This window comes from Fictibacillus nanhaiensis (assembly GCF_023715445.1).
Classification (GTDB): Bacteria; Bacillota; Bacilli; order Bacillales; family Fictibacillaceae; genus Fictibacillus; species Fictibacillus nanhaiensis_D.
The window spans coordinates 147258-168024 of sequence record NZ_JAMBOD010000001.1 but is presented as its reverse complement, the minus strand read 5'-3'; the positions used below and the strand labels follow the sequence as shown (position 1 = coordinate 168024).

15 protein-coding genes and 1 other annotated feature are annotated in these 20767 nt (G+C 39.2%); of the genes, 3 read left to right on the top strand and 12 right to left on the bottom strand.

Annotated elements, in window-relative coordinates; translation table 11 throughout:
- Positions 1–140 precede the first annotated feature (140 nt).
- A complete protein-coding gene (locus M3196_RS00935; protein WP_425310962.1) occupies positions 141–1682 on the bottom strand; it encodes an FAD-dependent oxidoreductase in 1542 nt (513 codons plus the stop codon).
- A 107-nt stretch (positions 1683–1789) separates the two neighbouring features.
- Positions 1790–3409: a ribosomal protection-like ABC-F family protein gene (abc-f, locus tag M3196_RS00930; RefSeq protein WP_251320389.1), complete on the bottom strand. Its 1620-nt coding sequence runs from the start codon at positions 3407–3409 to the stop codon at positions 1790–1792.
- Positions 3410–3825: 416 nt separating this feature from the next.
- Between abc-f and cbpA the strand changes: the two genes are divergently transcribed.
- Positions 3826–4473 carry a cyclic di-AMP binding protein CbpA gene (gene cbpA / locus M3196_RS00925; RefSeq protein WP_251320388.1) on the top strand — a complete coding sequence of 216 codons (648 nt, stop codon included), beginning with the start codon at positions 3826–3828 and terminating at the stop codon, positions 4471–4473.
- Between the two features lie 52 nt (positions 4474–4525).
- On the opposite strand, the gene katA is transcribed toward cbpA, so the two are convergent.
- The 5 genes from katA to aroC all read right to left on the bottom strand — a co-directional run bounded on the left by katA (position 4526) and on the right by aroC (position 10819).
- The gene (katA, locus tag M3196_RS00920) at positions 4526–5986 is read right to left on the bottom strand and encodes a catalase KatA (protein WP_338082916.1); all 1461 of its coding nucleotides are present in this window, start codon (positions 5984–5986) and stop codon (positions 4526–4528) included.
- Between the two features lie 176 nt (positions 5987–6162).
- Entirely contained in the window at positions 6163–7446 is a 1284-nt protein-coding gene (aroA, locus tag M3196_RS00915) for a 3-phosphoshikimate 1-carboxyvinyltransferase (RefSeq protein WP_251320387.1), read from the bottom strand.
- A 16-nt stretch (positions 7447–7462) separates the two neighbouring features.
- Positions 7463–8560: a prephenate dehydrogenase gene (locus tag M3196_RS00910; protein WP_251320386.1), complete on the bottom strand. Its 1098-nt coding sequence runs from the start codon at positions 8558–8560 to the stop codon at positions 7463–7465.
- Positions 8561–8575: 15 nt separating this feature from the next.
- Positions 8576–9649, bottom strand: coding sequence for a 3-dehydroquinate synthase (aroB, locus tag M3196_RS00905; RefSeq protein ID WP_251320385.1), 1074 nt, complete (start codon positions 9647–9649; stop codon positions 8576–8578).
- Positions 9650–10819: a chorismate synthase gene (gene aroC / locus M3196_RS00900; RefSeq protein ID WP_251320384.1), complete on the bottom strand. Its 1170-nt coding sequence runs from the start codon at positions 10817–10819 to the stop codon at positions 9650–9652. It abuts the gene before it with no gap.
- 54 nt (positions 10820–10873) lie between these two features.
- Positions 10874–11075, bottom strand: a binding site (T-box leader).
- A 313-nt stretch (positions 11076–11388) separates the two neighbouring features.
- Between aroC and M3196_RS00895 the strand changes: the two genes are divergently transcribed.
- On the top strand, positions 11389–12468 hold the full coding sequence (locus M3196_RS00895; protein ID WP_251320383.1) for a bifunctional 3-deoxy-7-phosphoheptulonate synthase/chorismate mutase: 1080 nt from the start codon (positions 11389–11391) through the stop codon (positions 12466–12468).
- A 46-nt stretch (positions 12469–12514) separates the two neighbouring features.
- Here the strand turns inward: M3196_RS00895 and M3196_RS00890 are convergent, their stop codons facing one another.
- A complete protein-coding gene (locus tag M3196_RS00890) occupies positions 12515–12715 on the bottom strand; it encodes a DUF6501 family protein (RefSeq protein WP_251320382.1) in 201 nt (66 codons plus the stop codon).
- Positions 12716–12896: 181 nt separating this feature from the next.
- Between M3196_RS00890 and M3196_RS00885 the strand changes: the two genes are divergently transcribed.
- The gene (locus tag M3196_RS00885) at positions 12897–13859 is read left to right on the top strand and encodes a quinone oxidoreductase family protein (protein ID WP_251320381.1); all 963 of its coding nucleotides are present in this window, start codon (positions 12897–12899) and stop codon (positions 13857–13859) included.
- Between the two features lie 179 nt (positions 13860–14038).
- Here M3196_RS00885 and M3196_RS00880 read toward each other — a convergent pair whose 3' ends face one another.
- From M3196_RS00880 to rarD, 4 genes are all read right to left on the bottom strand, one after another.
- Positions 14039–15016 (bottom strand): nuclease-related domain-containing protein, encoded by a 978-nt coding sequence (locus tag M3196_RS00880; RefSeq protein ID WP_251320380.1) that lies wholly within the window; start codon positions 15014–15016, stop codon positions 14039–14041.
- A gap of 358 nt (positions 15017–15374) precedes the next feature.
- Positions 15375–16658 carry a 2-oxoglutarate dehydrogenase complex dihydrolipoyllysine-residue succinyltransferase gene (gene odhB / locus M3196_RS00875; RefSeq protein ID WP_251320379.1) on the bottom strand — a complete coding sequence of 428 codons (1284 nt, stop codon included), beginning with the start codon at positions 16656–16658 and terminating at the stop codon, positions 15375–15377.
- Positions 16651–19509: a 2-oxoglutarate dehydrogenase E1 component gene (locus M3196_RS00870; protein ID WP_251320378.1), complete on the bottom strand. Its 2859-nt coding sequence runs from the start codon at positions 19507–19509 to the stop codon at positions 16651–16653. The genes odhB and M3196_RS00870 overlap by 8 nt, the downstream gene beginning before the upstream one ends.
- Before the next feature lie 169 nt (positions 19510–19678).
- Complete coding sequence (gene rarD / locus M3196_RS00865) at positions 19679–20617, bottom strand: EamA family transporter RarD (RefSeq protein WP_251320377.1); 939 nt, start codon at positions 20615–20617, stop codon at positions 19679–19681.
- Positions 20618–20767 lie beyond the last annotated feature (150 nt).

Sequence of the window (20767 nt, the reverse complement as noted above, 5' to 3'; positions counted from 1 at the left end):
TTTATTTTATACCATTTTCTAAAAATTATCATTATTTTTACTTGTTATTTTTTTCAATATAAGAAAAATATATGAAGTCAAATAGAAGAAATATGAAATGAAAAAAGACTGGAGGAATGAACCTTCAGTCTTTAAGAAAATTATGTGTTAATTCGTTTCAGAGGTTGAATTGCAGGTCCCTCTACAACAGCACCATCGTAAGTAAATCGTGAGCCATGACAAGGACAATCCCAAGTTCTATCACCGCTGTTCCATTCTACTTCGCAGCCTAAATGTGTACACGTTGTATCAACTACATGCAGTTCTCCATTTGAATCCCGGTATGCTCCGCAACGTTTTCCGTCAAATGTTACTGCCCCGCCTTCATCCTTATTAAGGCTTCGTGGATGTTTTGCCGGTTTTTCCAGCTTTCCAGAAACAAAATGTTTAGCGACGTCCGAATTCTCTTTCACAAACTGCTTGATGTCAGAAGGATCTGCCTGGAACCGCTGCGGTTTATAAAGATCTGCGAATTCGTTCTCTTTATCCAAAATATAATCACAAATAATATGTGCTGCAAGTGTTCCTGTAGTCATACCCCATTTTCTAAACCCGGTAGCTACAAAAATATTATCATGCTTATGCGTTAATTTTCCGATAAAAGGAACTTTATCGAGAGTGATCAGATCTTGAGCTGACCAGCGATACAACACTCTATCCAGATTAAGTGATTTTTTTGCTTCTTTTAATAACGCTTCATAATGCTGATGAGTTGGTATCCCTTGCCCTGTCTGATGACTTTCTCCTCCTAAAAGGACAATGCGTTCCCCGTCTTGCAGAATCGATCTGTATGACCGGACAGTGTCGTCCACACTTAAATACATGCCGTCAGGAAATTTGTCCTTTGTTTTTACAGCTAAGACATAAGAACGATCTGCCATCATCCTTGTAAAATAGAAGCCCATTCCATCAAAGAAAGGAAAATGCGTACAGCAAGCAACGAAGTTTGCCTTTACCTCATGTCCACTTTCAGTTTTTACAACTGCTTTTTTATCTTCTTTATCTTCCTGTATATCAGACGCTGTTGTCTTCTCATATATTTTGACACCAAGCTGATCAAGTTCCTTTAACAATGCAATCAAATATTTAACAGGGTGAAAATGAGCCTGGTTTCTCATCACAAGTGCTTTTTTGTATGGAATATCAAATGGCATTTTATCAGCAAATTCACCGTCTATTTCAAGCTGTTCATATGCTTGTGCTTCTTTCTCAAGCTTTTTTATCCCTTGTTCGGTATTTGCATAGAGATAAGCATCATGTGGTTCATAATTACAGTGGATAGCATTTTCTTTAATAAAATCTCTTATAAATTGTCCAGCAGCTTCATTAGAGCGATAGTACTTTATTGCTCGTTCTAAACCTAAATGGGAAATAAGACGATCATAGATGACTCCATGCTGAGATGTAATCTTTGCAGTAGTATGACCGGATGTTCCATTCACAACCTTTCCAGCTTCAAGCAGAATGACTTGCAATCCTGCCTTAGCAAGCAAATATGCTGTTGTTATTCCAGTAATCCCCCCACCAACTACAACTACTTCAGATTGATTATTTTCGTTCAATGAAGGGTATTTTGGCAGATCAACATTCTCTCTCCATAATGGTTCAGGATATTGCGGCAATAGATTTTCTGAATGATTCACAAAGTACCTCCTACTATTACACAGTATTTTTACCCATTATTCCCCATATGGTACAGTCACAATCAAAAAACAGAAAAACAGGCTGAAAAATTCAGCCTGTTTCCGTTTTACAAAATGGGACGTTTTTCTAATGCATAATCATAGTTTCCTATATAACGATCGATTTTGCCCTGTTCTAACCAAATCGTCCTGTCAAATAGTTTATTCATAAAATATCGGTCATGGGTTACTGCCAAGATTGTACCTTCAAATTCTTCTAAAGCTGTTTCTAATGCTTCACGTGATTCAATGTCCAGATGATTGGTAGGTTCATCTAGGATTAGGAAGTTGAATCCCTCGTAAACAAGCTGGGCAAGCCTTAACCGCGTTTTTTCACCTCCGCTTAAGTCACCAGCTTTTTTATATACAGAAGGACCGTAGAATAAAAACTTAGCCAATTGATGCCTTGCTTCGCCTTCTTCCATTTCTACCTTTTCCCTGAATATATCTAGAACCGTCAGATTTGGATCAGTTTCGAGTCCTTTTTGTGATAAATACCCGATAGAAACTGATGACCCAAGCTTAACATTTCCACCATCATAGTCGTCTTTTTGCAGACTGTTTATGAGAGTGGTTTTTCCTGAGCCGTTCTTGCCGATTAACGCAATCTTCTCACCATATCTTACTTGCAAATCAATATTGTCCAATATCGTTCGGCCTTTGATGGTCTTGCTAACTTGATCTAAAACGACAACATCCTGGCCGCTTCTTTTATTCACATTAAATTCAAACGCTGCTTTCTTACGTTCAAGCTGTGGCCGTTTCATATTTTGAATGCGAGCTAGTGCTTTCTCCATACTTCTTGCTCTCCGGAAGAACTTCTCATTTCCGGAACGTGCTCCCCAGTCACGTAATTGCTTGATAGACTCTTTAATTTTTCGCACTTTTTTTTGCTGCTCTTGGTACTTTTCAAATTCTAGTAAAAGATTATTTTCTTTTTCTTTCACAAATCCAGAATAGGAGTGAGGATAAGTCTTGCATTCTCCTTCTTCTATATCAATGGTCTTAGTCGTCACCTTATCCAAAAAATATCGGTCATGACTGATTACTAAAACAGCGCCTTTGTATTTTTGTAAATAGTTTTCCAGCCAGTTCATCGTTTCTATATCAAGGTGGTTTGTCGGTTCATCCAATAAAAGCAGTTCTGGTTCTTGAAGCAAGAGACAAGCTAACCCTACTTTCGTCTGTTCCCCGCCGCTAATATGCTTGAATAAATGATTCGTAAGATGGGATATACCCAGTCCTATCAGAACCCCATTTATTTTTGATTCTATTGCATAGCCGCCTAAACTCTCGAATTGTTCCTGAAGCTTATATAATTTGTTTACGTTCTTTTCAAGCCGATGTCCTTGACCAGGATCAATTAATTGGCGATTTACTTCTTCAATTTTCAGTTCAATTTCTTTTATCTCTTCAAAAGTGGCAGATATAACCTCGTAAACCGTGGAATCAGCGTTAAATTCAGCAAGCTGTGCAAGATAGCCAATGGTGGCATTCTTTTTAATGAAAATTGCCCCTGAGTCGGCATGATCCAAACTGCTCACCAGTTTGAATAAAGTTGTTTTTCCCGATCCGTTTTGTCCGACGATACCAACTCTGTCATTCTCATATATTTCAAAAGATATATTTTTAAGAATCTCATTACCGCCGTACATTTTTTTCACATTTTGAACAGTGCATATAATCATTGTTTTTCTCCTTTATTATTGAAATGCCACTGTCCTTTTTCAACAAAAAAACCATGAGCAAATAGTACCTGCCCATGGTTTGAATTTTCTTATCATAGAAAAAGGATAGGGTAAGGTTACTTATAGATGTACAATATTTGTATAGCTTGATTTGGACAGACTCCACCAATTACGAAAAAGCACGTAAGTTATCGAACGTGAAACCACCAGCCAGCTAAACATTTGTACACCTTTAAGCATTCCTTACACCTCCTTTAATTGAATTAACAAAATATGTCTACCTTAATTATATGCCAAAATTTTCAATTGTGCAAATCAGGAAAAAAGTTGCAGTCTTTCTTCGGAAATGCAGGTATATTGTAATTTATAGCGAATTAGGTTTAAATATTTATATAATTCTGAAAAGGGTGTGTCTTATGAAAGTTAAATCTAACTACCTTGCAAAATCAAAAGTAACGTATGTAACAGAAAATATGTCTATAAGTGAAGCCCGTTTTACAATCATTCAATCTGGTTACCGCTGTATACCGGTATTAGATGAAAAAGAAGAAAAATTTGTGGGCTTGCTTTTTAAAGAGACTACATCCGATTACATTATTGACAATGTTGGCTCTGTGAAAGATAACGTTAACCGAGTTGTGGAAGAAAAAGATGCATTTATTCATGAAAACACGGCTTATTTTAAAGTGCTGTTCTCGATCCGCCGACTCCCTTTTATGGCTGTGGTGGATGATGATCATCATTTCTTGGGTATTATTACACATTCAAAAGTAATGGATATTTTAGAAGATTCATATGGAATTAAAAATGGCGGCTACTCACTGACTGTTTCAACAACAGAAGGTAAAGGATCGCTTAGAAAACTTTTCACAGCCATCCATGAAGAATACAATATCGAGGGTGTTTTTACACAAGATGCTGGAAAACAATTTTTACGCCGCGTTGTTATCACGCTTAATAAAAGTGTTTCACGCAAAGAAATCGACGAACTGGTTCACCGTGTAGAAGCGAATGGATTTAAAGTAGCTGATATTGAAGATCTGCGAAGTTATGCAAAAGTGTAATACTTAAAAATAGAAATACGTTCCCCGCTGTCAGGGAACGTATTTTTTTGCTTTATTTTACTTCTTGCGGTATAGATAATCCGAGACCTTTGGCTACTCGCATGCCATAGTCTGGATCTGCTTTATAAAAATGCTGAATTTGTCGCAGCTTTATTTCATCATGTTCGACCGGCTTCATTGCACCCACGATCGTTTCGATAAGACGTGAACGTTCTTCATCACTTAACAAACGATAGAGATCTCCTGGTTGTGTAAAGTGGTCATGTTGATCATAGCCTGCACTATCAGCAACACCTGTAACTGGGAATGCAGATGGTTTATTTTCTGGAGATTCTTTTGGTCCTCCGAAACTGTTAGGCTCGTAGTAGACGGAACCGCCTCCATTGTTATCAAAACGCATTTGGCCGTCACGCTGATAGTTACTCACTTCATTTCGCGGACGATTAATAGGAAGTGCCTGATGGTTTGCTCCAACTCTGTATCGATGGGCATCATGATAGGCAAAAAGACGGCCTTGTAGCATTTTATCAGGAGAAACGTCAATTCCAGGTACTAGCGTGCCTGGTGAGAAGGTAGCTTGTTCAACTTCCGCAAAATAATTTTCCGGGTTTTTGTTTAATACCATGCGACCCACTTCAATTAAAGGATAGTCTTTTTGAGACCACACTTTTGTCACATCAAACGGATCAAAACGGTAAGTATTTGCATCTTCTAAAGGCATGATCTGCACATAAAGTTTCCATGCAGGAAAATCACCTTTTTCGATTGCATTGAAAAGATCTTCTGTATGATAATCAGGATTTTCTCCAGCAAGTTTAGCAGCAACTTCGTTAGATAGATTCTTTACACCTTGCTCTGTCTTAAAGTGGTATTTAACCCAAACTCCATCTCCTTCTGCATTTACCCATTTAAATGTGTGGCTGCCGAATCCATGCATATGTCGGAATGTTGCAGGAATACCCCGGTCAGACATGAGAATGGTTACTTGATGAAGAGATTCAGGAGATAATGACCAGAAATCCCAAACCGCGTTTGGATTTTTTAAATGTGTTTGTGGATGGCGCTTTTGTGTATGAATAAAGTCTGGGAATTTAATCGCATCACGAATGAAGAATACTGGAGTGTTGTTTCCTACTAGGTCATAATTGCCCTCTTCTGTATAAAACTTAACAGCAAATCCCCTTGGATCACGTACTGTATCCGCAGATCCATTCTCACCTGCCACGGTAGAAAAGCGGACAAATAGCGGAGTGCGTTTTCCAACCTCTGATAAAAAGTTTGCTTTTGTATACTTTTTCACGTCATTCGTTACTTCGAAATATCCGTGTGCACCAGCGCCTTTTGCATGTACCACTCTTTCTGGAACACGCTCCCTGTTAAAATGAGCCAGTTTTTCTAATAGATGAACATCCTGAATTAAAGTCGGTCCTCTTGATCCTGCGGTCATTGAATTCTGGTTGTCCCCTACAGGTGCACCCCAGCTGGTTGTAAGACGATTATTTCCATTACTCACACTAAATCACCTCATTAAATTATTTTATTATCACACTTCTAATGATATCACTTCTCAATGGATAATCAATACTTTTTTATAATAATTCTAATATGAAAAATGTTATAATCTGTCGAATGGTGCTTTAACCATGAGAAAAGCCAGCATCATCATGATGCTGGCTTAATTAAAAGATTTTAGTTTGATAAGCGTTCTAGCTGGTTATAAAATGTTGGGTAGGAAACAGCTATTGCTTCACTATTTGAAAGTGTTGTTTCTCCTTCTGCTATACAGGAAGCTATACTTAGCATCATTCCTATACGATGATCTCCATGGCTTTGAACGGGAGCTCCTTTTAACATTGTTTGACCATTAATAATCATTCCATCTTCTGTAGCTTCTATATCTGCACCCATTTTTTTAAGTTCGTTTACAACAGTTTCGATTCTGTCCGTTTCCTTCACTCGTAATTCTTGTGCATCCTGGATGATGGTCTGACCTTCTGCTTGGGTTGCAGCTAGTGCAATAATTGGAATCTCATCGATTAGCCTTGGAATGAGGTCTCCTTTTATAACTGTCCCTTTTAAAGAGGAAGTCTTTATAACAAGATCACCAAACGGTTCAGAAACTTCATCATTCATATTTTGATAGGAAATTTCGGCTCCCATCTGATTCAGAACATCTAATATTCCAGTACGTGTTGGATTTAGTCCAACTTTTTGTAAGGTAATCGTGCTATTTGGAACAATAGCTCCAGCTACTAAGAAAAACGCTGCAGACGAAATGTCACCAGGAACTTCAATATGTGTTCCCTTAAGCTCTTGCCCCCCGTGAATGGAAACAGTCAATCCTTCACATTCAACCTTAGCGCCAAAGGCTTCGAGCATCCTTTCCGTATGATCTCTTGATTTAAGAGGTTCTGTTACAGAAGTCGTTCCATCCCCTTTTAAACCAGCGAGTATGATTGCTGACTTAACTTGGGCACTCGCGATCGGAGAATGATAGTGAAACCCTTTTGTTTTTCCGCCTTTTACTTGAAGCGGGACTTTATTGCCTGACTCATTGCCTTCAATTTCTGCCCCCATTTGTTTCAATGGCTGTGTAACACGGTTCATCGGTCTTTTTGCAATTGATTCGTCTCCAGTGAGTACAGATGTGAACGGAGTATTTGCTAAAATTCCGAGCATAAGCCGAATTGTTGTCCCCGAGTTTCCGACATACAAATCTTCTGTTGGCGGTTTCAACCCTGAGATGCCTTTTCCGTTTACTGTTACCTGCTCATTATCTTGTTCTATGTTTACACCTAGCTTTTTAAAACATGAGATGGTGCTTAAACAGTCTTCACCTGTCAGAAAGCCATTTATCGTTGTCTTTCCTTCTGCAATCGATCCAAACATAACAGCCCTATGAGAGATAGATTTGTCTCCTGGCACTTTGATCGTCCCATTTAAGCTTTGAATAGGCGTTAACTGTTTTCCCATTTTAAAAGTGCCTCCTTTATAACGTGATTTGTGTTAAATAGTTTTCTTTCTGCAATAATTCTTGAGCTTTGTCACGGTCATCTTCGTTTTGAAAACTTAAGCGCAGTACTCCATTCAGGCCTTCTCTCACTTCTAAAATGGTTATATTGATAATGCTGATTCGTGAATTTCCTAATAATGTTGTTACTTTAGATAAAGCACCAACCGTGTCTTTAATATCAACATAGAGATCAGAAAAAGGCTGAATGGCTCCTTTGGAACGGACAGGCAATTCGTCACGAAAGGATTTTGCCCCATTAAAGTAATCATATAGCTGACTCCGATCACCTTTTTCTACAAACATGATTACTTGTTCCATCTCTTCTTTCCATTCGTTTAAAAGTGCAAGAAGATTTGTTTTGTTCTGGCTGACAATATCGCTCCACATTTTTGGAGAACTTGACGCAATTCGTGTGATATCGCGAAATCCACCTGCGGCTAATTGCTGGATCAAAGGATTATCTTTCGCATGATTTTGTGCGAGTCTAACAAGGCTGGAAGCAATTAAATGCGGGAAATGGCTTACGATTCCTGTAAGAAAGTCGTGTTCGTTCGGCTCAACCACTAAAAATTTTGCGTGGGTTCCTTTTAACCAGTTCTTCGCTTCTTCAATTTCCGTTTCTGATGTGATTGAATTTGGAGTTAAAATATAAAATGCATTTTCAAATAAATGCGGTTTTGAACTTTCTACCCCTGTTTTATGAGACCCAGCCATCGGATGGCCCCCAATAAAAACGATTCCGTTTTTGGCGAGTTCTTCGGCTTTTTTCATTATGGTGTTTTTTGTACTTCCTACATCCATAACAAGTGCCTTAATCGCAGGTTGTATGGAAGCAAGCATATCCATTACTTTTAACGTTGCTTCCACCGGTGTTGCGATAATGATAAGGTCAGCTTCTGCTGCATCTTTTTCCAAATCGCTAGTAACCCTGTCAATAACTCCCAGCATTATGGCAGTCTCACAATTAGCAGCATGGACATCATACCCGGAGATAATGGCTTCATGTTCATTTTTTATCGTTAATGCGATTGATCCGCCAATTAATCCTGCTCCTATCAGTAAGACATTTTTCATGTAATTTCCCCTTCTCTAATTCTCGGATAAAAAAACTGCTAGCCTGTCTTCTAGTTCTTCTGCTTGATATGAGGCTAGATAAGGGTGGCCAATGTCCTCTAATAGCACCATTTGTATCGTTCCTGCGGCAGCTTTCTTATCTTTTTTCATACGATTTATAAGAGAGTGTACGGACAGACCATCTGGAATCGGTGCGTAACCTAATTCTTGGAGCCAACTCTTAAGTTCTTTTCCGAGCTGGACGGTAACCTTTTTAAGAGATAAAGCGAAAAGCATGCCATGGGCAACAGCTTCTCCATGCGTAATACCCTTGTATTGAAGTTCTCCTTCTATTGCGTGTCCAAGAGTATGTCCAAAGTTTAAGAAAGCTCTAATGCCTTTTTCCCGTTCATCCTGTGTAACGACTTCGTTCTTTATCTCGATCCCCTTGGTTAGAGAATGCAAAAGATATTCTCCTTTTAAGTCATTTAAGGATTTTATATTTTCACGTAAATACTGGTAAAAGCTCTGATCGGCAATAAGAGAATGCTTGATCACTTCAGCAAAGCCTGATAATACTTCGTTTTTAGGCAAACTTGACAAAAATTCAATTGAGTAGATTACAGCTTCAGGCTGGTGGAAAACGCCTATCATATTTTTTCCTTCGGGATGATTGATTCCTGTTTTCCCGCCTACTGCACTATCATGAGCCAGAATGGTAGTTGGTATTTGAATGAAGCGGATACCTCTCATATAAGTACCTGCAACAAAACCTGAGATATCCCCGATCATGCCGCCACCAAGTGCAAGTATGACGGAGGTCCGGTCAAGCCCTTTCTCTAACGCAAAGCTTTGACAGGCATAATAGTTTTCAAAAGATTTCTGATCGTCCCCGGCTTTCATTTGAAAGACTTCGCAGGGAAATGAATCGCCTATTTCATTTTTAATAGTCTTTAAATAAAGCTCTCCTGCATTTTCGTCGGTAATGATTAGAAGATTTTTAGGTTTTGGCGTTAATGATTCCAGAACGGAAGATAATTGAGAAACTGCATGTTCACCTACATAAACGGGATAGTTTTTAGAAGGTGTAGTAATCGTGATCTCCTTCATTTAAAACACCCTTGCACGTTCTTGGTGCTGAACAATATTTTTCTTGATGATTTCCATGTTGTCCTGGCCGAATTGCTGAACGAGTGCACTTGCCAGTTCCCACGCCACCACGGATTCAGCTACTACACTTGCAGCAGGTACTGCACAGCTGTCAGAGCGCTCTATGCTGGCAGCAAAAGCTTCTTTCGTTTCAATATCAACACTTTGAAGGGGTTTGTATAACGTCGGGATAGGCTTCATTACTCCGCGAACAACAACAGGCATTCCAGTTGTCATTCCGCCTTCAAACCCGCCTGCATTATTCGTTTTTCGTGTGTATCCTTTTTCAATATCCCATTGGATTTCGTCATGTACTTCACTGCCTGGTTTTCTTGCTGCTTCAAAACCAATGCCGATCTCAGCACCTTTAAATGCATTAATGCTCATGATTGCTGCAGCGAGCTTTGCATCAAGCTTGTTATCATAATGTGTGTAGCTTCCTACTGCAACTGGCATTCCATCTGCGATCACTTCTACTATGCCGCCGATTGAGTCTCCATTTTCTTTGGCATGGTCAATAGCTTCCATCATCATTTTTTCTGCCGTTTCGTCTAAACATCTGACAGGTGATGCTTCTGTTTTCTCGCGAAGCTCAGCCAGCGTATCGTACGTTGTTTGTTCCGCTTTAACCCCGCCGATTTCAAGCACATGCCCGCCGACTTCTACACCTAGCTCTTTTAGTATTTTTTTTGCTACGGCTCCTGCAGCAACACGTACAGTTGTTTCCCGTGCAGAAGATCTTTCTAACACATTTCTCATGTCTCTATGGTTGTATTTGATCGCACCGTTCAAGTCTGCGTGTCCTGGTCGAGGTCTTGAAATAACACGCTTCACTTCCGCATTTTCGTCTTCAAGAGGGTCAGCGCCCATTATTTTTGTCCAATGGGTGTAATCTTTGTTTACAACTACTAATGTGATCGGTGAACCAAGTGTTACCCCATGACGGACGCCGCTGAGAATTTGCACTTGGTCTTTTTCAATTTGCATTCTGCGACCCCTGCCGTGTCCTTTTTGTCTTCTTGCGAGCTCTTCATTTATGTCTTCAGCTAAAAGAGGCAAACCTGCTGGGACACCTTCAATAATTGTTGTTAGTTGTGGGCCATGTGATTCTCCGGCTGTTAAATATCTCATTTCATCATTCCTCCTGTTAGCTTTTTGAATGTACAAAAAAATCCCTGCTAATTAAGCAGGGACGAATTAATCGCGATACCACCCTGACAGCAAAGCACAAGCTCTGCCACCTTCATTGACATAACGGAATTTCCGGCTTTTAAAAAAAGCAGCTCAAGAATTGTAATTCATGAAAGGTTATGTACTGATTCTCACCACCATCAGCTCTCTAAAACAGGGAACCTTTTCACTACTCATGTTCTTTCATAGCGTTTGAAATATAAAGTTATAGACAGTTTTAACACGTTGAAGCGCTGTTGTAAAGAAAATTCTTTCATTTTTCTTAAAATTTACATTACCTTCATCTAATAGTCAACAACGGCTAAAATGAGGCGAAAAATAAAATTTTATTTTTTTTTGAATAAGTACTTGACTTTCTTCTGAAATCCCTTTAAAGTTACAAACAATACTTTATGAGACACACGCTTTAAAGCGCGAAAGTGTCCGATGTGATTATGATAATAAAAAGCCTATTAGCGGCCGCGATATAGGAAATGATGGAGAATTTAAAAACTGGGGAGGAACCGCCGATGTCAAACGAATTAGAAGTTTTACGCAAACAAGTTGATGAGATTTCATTAAAGATTTTAGAACTCTTAAATGAGCGTGGCAATGTTGCCCAAAAGATTGGCAAGTTAAAAGAAATGCAAGGTGTAAAGCGTTTCGATCCTGTAAGAGAGAGAAGTTTATTAGATTTAATTGCTTCTCATAACGATGGACCTTTCGAGACCTCTACTCTGCAGCATATCTTCAAGCAAATCTTCAAGGCTAGTCTGGAGCTGCAAAAAGATGATAATAGAAAAGCGCTGCTAGTATCCCGTAAAAAGAAGCCGGAGGATACAGTTGTAAATGTTAAAGGTGAAAAGATTGGTGACGGTAACCCTCATTTCATCATGGGACCTTGTGCTGTAGAAAGTTATGAACAAGTGAAACAAGTTGCGGAGGTTATCGCTGAAAAAGGATTAACGCTTATACGCGGCGGTGCGTTCAAGCCGCGTACTTCCCCATACGATTTCCAAGGTCTTGGTCTTGAAGGTCTAAAAATCTTGCGTAAAGCTGCTGACGAACATCAGCTTGCGGTCGTTAGTGAAATCTTAAACCCAAATGACATTGAAATGGCACTGGATTACGTAGATGTTATCCAAATCGGTGCGCGTAACATGCAAAACTTTGACTTATTAAAAGCTGCAGGTTCCGTTAATAAACCTGTTCTCCTCAAGCGAGGTTTAGCCGCAACAATCGAAGAATTCATGTACGCTGCTGAATACATCTTAGCTCAAGGAAACAGCCAAGTTATACTGTGTGAGCGAGGCATTCGTACCTATGAGCGTGCGACGCGAAATACACTGGATATCTCTGCGGTACCGATTTTAAAGAAAGAAACTCACTTGCCCGTTGTTGTGGATGTAACCCATTCTACAGGACGTAAAGATCTTCTCTTGCCTGCAGCTAAAGCAGCAATGGCGATCGGTGCAGATGCGGTTATGGCTGAAGTTCACCCTGACCCTGCCGTAGCATTATCAGACTCAGCACAGCAAATGAACATCCCTGAGTTCCATGAATTCATGGACGCCTTATTAAATAAGAAAAAAGAAAAAGTACATTCATAAAATTATAGTTAAAGCCTGGCTCTTTGAGTCAGGCTTTTCTTATGTGTTACCCTACAAAATACTCTTTGTAGTAACCGCCGATTTTGCCGGTGTTGTCGATCACAAAATAAAATTCTTCTGTTTCATTTTTCAGTTCGTACATCTTCCCGCCTGTTAAAGCTCTGTCAACCATGTACTTTTCAGCATTTGTGTGAACACATTTAATCTCTCGTATTGTCGGTCTTTTTGCCCAATCCAAGTGAATCATGCAGTATCTCTCCTTGTCATATAGATGCAGCAATTAGTTTTTATCTTCTATAAATGATAATCTCCCTGCATGATTTATGTCAAATCATCTTGCGTTGCGTCAAGTTGCTTCCCTAGTCTTTCTTTATTTTAATCGTTAAAATAATAAGGAATATTATCATCACAGAAATGGAGTAAAAACCATGAAAGCATTAGTATTTGAAAAGTTTGGCGGTCCAGACGTTTTAGGTTATCGTGAAATAAACGATCCCGTAATTGGCCCAAATGAAATCCTGCTGGAAATGAAAGCAATCGGCTTAAACTTTGCAGATGTATATAGAAGAAAAGGTAATTATCATTTAGTGGGACAGCCTCCATACATACTAGGTTATGAAGGTGCAGGAATCGTAAAAAGTGTTGGAAGCAATGTACGTGGAGTTCTGGTCGGCGACCGGATTGGATTTGCAGATGTCCCAGCCGCAAATGCCGAATTAGTTGCTGTACCAAAAGATAAGGCGATCCCCATCCCAGATGGCGTTACCTTTGAATCGACTGCCTCTCTCCTCTTGCAAGGTCTTACTGCTCACTACTTAACGAAGGACAGCTTTTCTATTAAAAAAGGTGACCTCGCATTGGTTCATGCAGCTGCAGGCGGTGTTGGGCAGTTATTGATTCAAATTATTAAACTGCTAGGCGGAACTGTTATCGGTTTAACTTCCTCTGATGAAAAACGCCAAAATGCTTTAACTGCAGGTGCAGATTCGGTATTTTTGTATAGTGAAAATTGGAAAGAACAAGTTATGAATATAACATCTAAAAAGGGTGTGGATGTTGTCTATGATTCTGTAGGTTCCACTTTAATGGATAGTTTTGAAGTGACTAGTATCGGCGGGACTGTTGTATTTTTTGGAATGGCCGGAGGAGATCCGGTGAAAGTAGATCCTCGAATGCTGATGGATACATCAAAAACCTTAACAGGCGGAGACTTGTGGAACGTACTGAGTTCACATGAAGAACGAGTTATCCGCTCGAGAGAATTGTTTCAATGGATTGAAGATGGAAAAGTGAAAATATCCGAAACAGTATTTCCTTTAAGAGAAGGTAAAAAAGCACATGAGTTTATTGAAAGCAGAAAAAGCACTGGTAAGATTTTATTGATTCCTTAAGTAAGTGAAAAATGGCGGCTGGATTGGCCGTCATTTTTGTATGATTAATTGCATGTTGCAAGTTGTTATCCGATCGATAGTTGCATATTACAATCTATTATATTTGTAATATGCAATTATTAAATATTTTCTATAATAAGTAAAATTTATCCCATTTTTTTCTGTACTTTAAGATCTTATTACTTTGGAAATGGAAGTGTGTATATGGCAGCTTTACGTGAACCTATTGGTTTTAGGTTCATTGAATGAAGGAGTTTTTTTACGGAAGAACGAGATTCTATGTTTAGAAAATCTCTTATATCTCTATTTTTCACTTGAGGATTAAATAATAGAGCATAATCTTGTAAGGCTTTTTCATGTGCATCGTTAGATTCCTCTGAACAATTTAAACAAACCCAGGTCCTTTTTATTCTAATCATAGGGGGGGTGTTGCATTTGGGACAAAAAACACCAGTCAGTATTTCTTCTCTTTTAATATTGTAGTTTTTTAATATATCAGGGTTATGTGGTGTATCTTCTCTAATTAAGTACTTAGTTAATCTTTTAAGATCTTTCTTTAGTAATACATTCTCTTGCTGAGTAGAAACATATCCATATATTTTATTTACTAAGGTGTTTCCACGAATAATTTTTTGTGATTTTTTTCCGTACTTAGGAGAAATTCTAATGTATGATTTGGGGTTTGTAATTGCTACGAGGGTGTGAAGCGGAATTTCTGGAAATTTATTTAATCTTAACCACTTTGCGAATTGTACTTTTTGCAATGCCACCTGATTTATAGGGTCTGAAAAAGTTTCATCTACTCCATCTCTAGTTCTTATAATTTGATCAAATTGATGGTCAAAATACAAATTACCTATTAGGTTTTTAACCTCAATAAGTACACAAAATTGAGAGTGTACAATCAAAGTGTCAATTTGAAAATAAAATTGTTCATTGCTCGATTGAGGCAGTCTTAAATCATGAAAAATATGATAGTCATCTTCATTTAGATCCTTCATATAAAAATCTAGTGACATCTCACCTTTAAAACCAGCATTATATTTTGCAAAGTCGCTTTCTATAAACTGCATTTTTGAGTGGTTTTGTACGATTCGTTCATTTAATACTTCTAGTTTCATTAGTTTTAACGGTTTTGTTCTTTTCTTTGCAATCAAATAATCACCTCTTCCTTTTATATCAACAAAATACAATTCAAGATTAGTGCTGTAATATCCTTCAAAGTAATGAATATATTTTTATGGTCCTTTAATCAAATTTATGATCCTTCAAATTTTTTTATGATCCTCCAAAAAGATTTAAGGTCCTTCAAAATTATTTATGATCCCTCAATTTATTTTATAGATTTTTCGACAAATCAACCTGAATTCACCATTGAATTATATTAAAAAAAGTAACTTCGCCCATGCGAAGTTTCCTCTCTAATTTCATCAAATATGACCTTGGCGACCGCCAAGTTTCCATATACAAAAAAACCACCCCCAGCAACAGCTAAAGGTGGCCTCAATTATCATATTATCCTTCTAAAAGCAATGACTCTGGATCTTCTAGAAGCTGTTTAACTGTAGTAAGGAAGCTTACTGCTTCTTTTCCATCTACGATACGGTGATCGTAAGAAAGTGCGATGTACATCATCGGACGGTTTTCCATGCGCTCTTTATCGATTGCAACTGGTCTCCATTGGATTGTGTGCATTCCCAGGATACCCACTTGAGGAGCATTCAAAATTGGTGTAGAAAGCATCGATCCGAAAATACCGCCGTTTGTAATCGTGAACGAACCGCCTTGAAGGTCTTCTAATGACAACTTCTTGGTGCGTGCCTTCTCAGCTAAGTTTCCGATTTCTTTCTCGATGCCAGCAAAGCTTAGACGATCAGCGTTACGGACAACCGGTACAACTAGTCCTTCTTCAGCACCAACTGCAATACCGATATCGTAGAACTTCTTAAGAACCATTTCATCGCCTTGGATTTCAGCGTTGATCGCAGGGAATTTCTTCAATGCGCCAACTACAGCTTTTGTGAAGAATGACATGTAGCCTAGCTTCACGCCGTTTTGCTCATAGAACTTGTCCTTGCGGCGTGCGCGGACTTCGTTGATCGCAGTCATATCTACTTCGTTAAAAGTAGTTAGCATAGCTGCCGTTTGCTGTGCTTCAACCAGACGTTTAGCGATCGTTTGACGTCTGCGGGACATCTTTACGCGTTCAACTGGCTTCTCAGGATTCACAGGTTCAGCAGCTTTAGGCTGCTGTTGTTGTTGAGCAACTGGTTTTGAAGTGGTAGCTCCCTTTTCAGCGCTACCTCCTTCTGCATGTCGTTTCACATCTTCAGTGCGAACTCGTCCAAGCGGATCGCGCGAACTAACTTCAGAGAGGTCAATCCCTTTTTCTCTAGCAAGCTTGCGGGCTGCAGGAGATGCGATTGGGCGATCAGTCGCTTTAACTTCTTCTTCTTGCTCTGCAGCTTTTTCAGAAGACTGCTCTTGCTTTTGAGCCGGTTCAGTTTTTTCTTCTGTAGCTGGCTTTTCCTCTTGTTTAGACTCAGTTTCTGCAGCAGATGCATCACCTTCAACAATAGAAGCAATTACATCTCCAACTGAAACGGTATCGCCAGGCTCAACTTTAATATTTTTTAAGATGCCGTCACGTTCAGCACTAATTTCGATGTTAACTTTGTCTGTTTCTAATTCAACGATGTCTTCACCTTTAACGACTGTGTCGCCTTCTTTTTTAAGCCATTGTGCAACCGTACCTTCTGAAATAGATTCGGCTAATTCCGGAACTTTAACGTCAAACATGTTCACGGCCTCCCTCTCGCGATTGAATGTCTAGTGCTAATGATGTTTGGATGATTTGTTCTTGTTCTTTTTTATAGATGTCTGGTTCCCCGCCAGCTGTACTTGAACGCTCTTGTCTTCCGATGTAAGAAACATGTGCTCCTTTAGGTGCAACAGCACGGAGTTTTGGTTCGATGTATAGCCATGAACCCATGTTCTTCGGTTCTTCTTGAACCCAGATCAAGTCTTCTATATTTGGATACTCGTTAAGAAGAGCTGTCATTTCTTCTTCTGGGAACGGATAGATTTGTTCAACGCGGACAATATGCATTTCTGTTCTTGCTACCTGATCCTGTTCAAGTGCTTTTTCTAAATCAATCGCAATCTTACCAGAACATAGCAGGATTTTTTTCACTTTCTCTTTATCTTTACCAAGACCTGGCTGTTCAAGCAACGGCATGAAATGATCGCTCTCGAAAGCTTCCGGTAAAGAAGCAACTTTTGTATCGCGAAGCAAGCTCTTTGGCGTCATAACAACTAACGGACGAACTTCATCCATTGTTAGAAGCTTCGCCTGGCGTCTTAACAAATGGAAGTATTGAGAAGCAGTAGTTACGTTCGCTACTGTCCAGTTGTTTTCAGCTCCCAGCTGCAAGAAACGCTCTAAACGTGCACTCGAATGCTCTGGTCCTTGACCTTCATAGCCATGAGGCAGAAGCATAACCATACCAGACTTTTGCCCCCATTTCGCACGGCCTGCAGATAGGAACTGATCGAAAAGTACTTGTGCTACGTTAGCGAAATCTCCATATTGAGCTTCCCAGATCACTAATGTTTCTGGTGCAAACACGTTATACCCGTATTCAAATCCTACTACGGATGATTCAGACAGTGGACTGTTATGAATCGCGAATGAAACATCGATATCATCCATTCCGTGCAGCGGTGAGAATTTCTTTCCGCTTTCGCTGTCATTAAGAACGAGATGTCTTTGAGCGAATGTTCCGCGCTCAGAGTCCTGACCCGTAATTCGGATTGGTGTTCCGTCTTTTAGAATAGAAGCGAACGCAAGAGATTCAGCCATTCCCCAATCAATCTTTTCTCCTTGGAATGCTTTGCGTCTGCGCTCAAGTATACGTTTGATTTTAGGATATACATTAAAGTCAGCTGGCCACTTTAACATATTTTCCGTCAGCTCTTGTAGTTCTGTTACCGAAATTGTGGTATCGATATCAGGAAGTGCTTTCGATAAGGGATCCGGAAGTCTAGTGTCTTCCAGTTTGAATTTTTCTTTACGGCCATGTACTTTTTCGTACTCTGTTTGATGTTTTGTTAAAACTTCATCTTCGATAGCTTTTACATCTTCTTCGGACAGAACGCCTTCTTTAACTAGCTGCTTTGCATAAACATCACGAACAGTTGGATGGCTGTTTACTTGTTTATACAATTTAGGCTGTGTTGCAGATGGATCATCCATTTCGTTATGACCAAAGCGGCGGTAACCGATCAGATCAATCAAAACGTCTTTTTGGAACTTTTTACGGTACTCATAAGCCAGATGAACGGCTGCCATACAAGCTTCCGGATCATCAGCATTTACGTGAATAATCGGAATCTCAAATCCTTTTGCAAGGTCACTCGCATATTTTGTAGAACGGGAATCTCCGCTATCTGTTGTAAAACCAACAAGGTTGTTTGCAATGATATGGAGTGTTCCCCCTGTTTGATAGCCTCTGAGACGGCTTAAGTTCAATGTTTCAGCTACGATTCCCTCACCTGGGAAAGCAGCATCACCATGAATTAAAATGGCAAATGCTTTTGACGTATCTTGAACAGGATACCCTTTGCTGTCACGCGTTTCTTGTGCAGCTCTTGTGTATCCTTCAACTACTGGATCAACATATTCCAAGTGACTTGGGTTATTAGCCAGAGAAATCTTAATCTTGTGTGTTTGATCCGTTTCTACTGTTCGGCTTGCACCTAAATGGTACTTTACATCACCTGTCCAGCCAAAGTTAATTCCTCGAGATCCTTCTGAAGGAATCAGCTCTTTGTTTGGAGAATGATGAAATTCAGAGAAAATTAATTCATAAGGTTTGCCAAGCACATGAGCAAGAACATTCAGACGTCCTCTGTGTGCCATACCGATCAATGCATGCTCAGCACCGTCGAGGCAGCCTTCTTTGGCAGCTTCATCGAGCATAGGAACAAGCATATCTACGCCTTCGATAGAAAAACGCTTCTGACCGACAAACGTTTTATGAAGGAATTTTTCAAAACCTTCAACTTCAGATAAACGATATAAAAGATTTTTCTTATCTTCAGCTGATAAAATAGGATAATGCTGGCTAGTTTCTACCATCGTGTTCAGCCATTGACGTTCTTCAGTTTCATGAACGTGGCTGAATTCATAAGCGATTGTTTTCGTATAGACTTCCTGAAGCATTTGAATCGCTTGCCAGCCGTCTTTTACAGATGCTGGAGCCTCTTTCCAAATAAAGGAAGGTGGTATCGCTTTCAAATCTTCAATTGTTAAATTAAATTCTTTTGGGTCAATATGGTGGTTGTCTTTAGGAAACTCTCCAACTGGATATAGATTAGCTGCCAAGTGACCGTAAGTACGGATGTTTTCAGCCAGTTTTAGTGCAGCTGCTAATTTCTCTAAATCCATTCCATCAAAATTCTGTCCAGTACGTTCGCTTGTTGCAGAACCCTCACTTGGAGGACCCCAAGCTTCAAATTTTTCTTTGAAAGAACTGTCAACAGATTCCGGATCCACACTATATTGATCATATAGTTCAAGGACGTATGCCATGTTTGGACCACTTAGTCCTTGCCAAGGATTTTCTGATTTGGAACGTTGATGACTCATCTTTTGTTCCCTCCTGCTTCCCTTTGTAAGTATTGTGCTGATGCTGTTAACAGGTGATTCATCATTTCTCGCCATTGGTTTTCCCTATTTAAAGCGCTCTCAAACAATGAATGAAAAGAACCTTATCATTGATAAGGTTTCAACTGTAACAATGGTCATTGCCATTATACTATATTTTCGCAGAAAGTGAATTTTGTTTTTTACGATTCATAAGATAATTTGCCCATTTCGTTTTACTTATAGTAAATATAAGGAGTGCAACCCAGATCAAGGTAAAAGAAAGCAGATGAATTTGAGTAAAGGTTTCATGATATAAAAAGACACCCAAGAGCAACATGATTGTAGGTGCAATATACTGCAGGAATCCTGTCATCGTCATCGTAATACGCTTAACCCCCTGTGCGAACAAAACGAGCGGCAATGCCGTTACAAGTCCGGCTCCCCATAAAAGTACTGTTGTGGAAATGCCCCCTGTAATAAAAGAACCTGTTCCGTTCCATTGAAGAAATACTAAATAAACAAAAGCGACCGGTACAACAAACATCGTTTCTAACGTTAAGCCTGTCAAGGAATCGAAGCTTCCCAGTTTTTTTGCAAGTCCATACAGTCCAAAAGACAGAGCCAGGAAAATGGCCACCCAGGGGAATTTTCCATATTGCCATGTTAATAGTAAAACACCACAAGCCGCAATAACAAAAGATACGATCTGCCACTTGTTTAATCTTTCTTTTAAAACAACCATGCCTAATATTACGTTTACCAGCGGATTGATATAATATCCTAAACTAGCCTCTACGACATGATCGTTATTAACGGCCCAAATATACATAAGCCAGTTTCCGCTAATTAATATTGAAGCAATGAAAACAGAGAAGAATTGTTTTTTATTTGAGAAAAGAATCTTAATATCTCTGTTAAGATGATTTTTTCTTTTTAAAAGAAACAAAACAGCAAGCATTAATACAAAAGACCAAAATATGCGATGAGCTAATATTTCTCCTGAACCTGCTAGATCCAGTGGTTTCCAATAAAGGGGAAGGAAACCCCAGATCAGATAAGCTAAAGCAGCGTACCAGACTCCTTTAGTTTGTTCGGTATATGTTTTCATGAACACTCCTCGATTCCAGATGATATAAGGTTATAAGATTATATAACGGAATCGTAAGGATTTGCCAGAAAGTAAACTCAGGAATAAAAATTTTTAAAAAAGAACACTTTCTTCTATATAATATTGTTTTCCTATTTTTTGTTACACTGA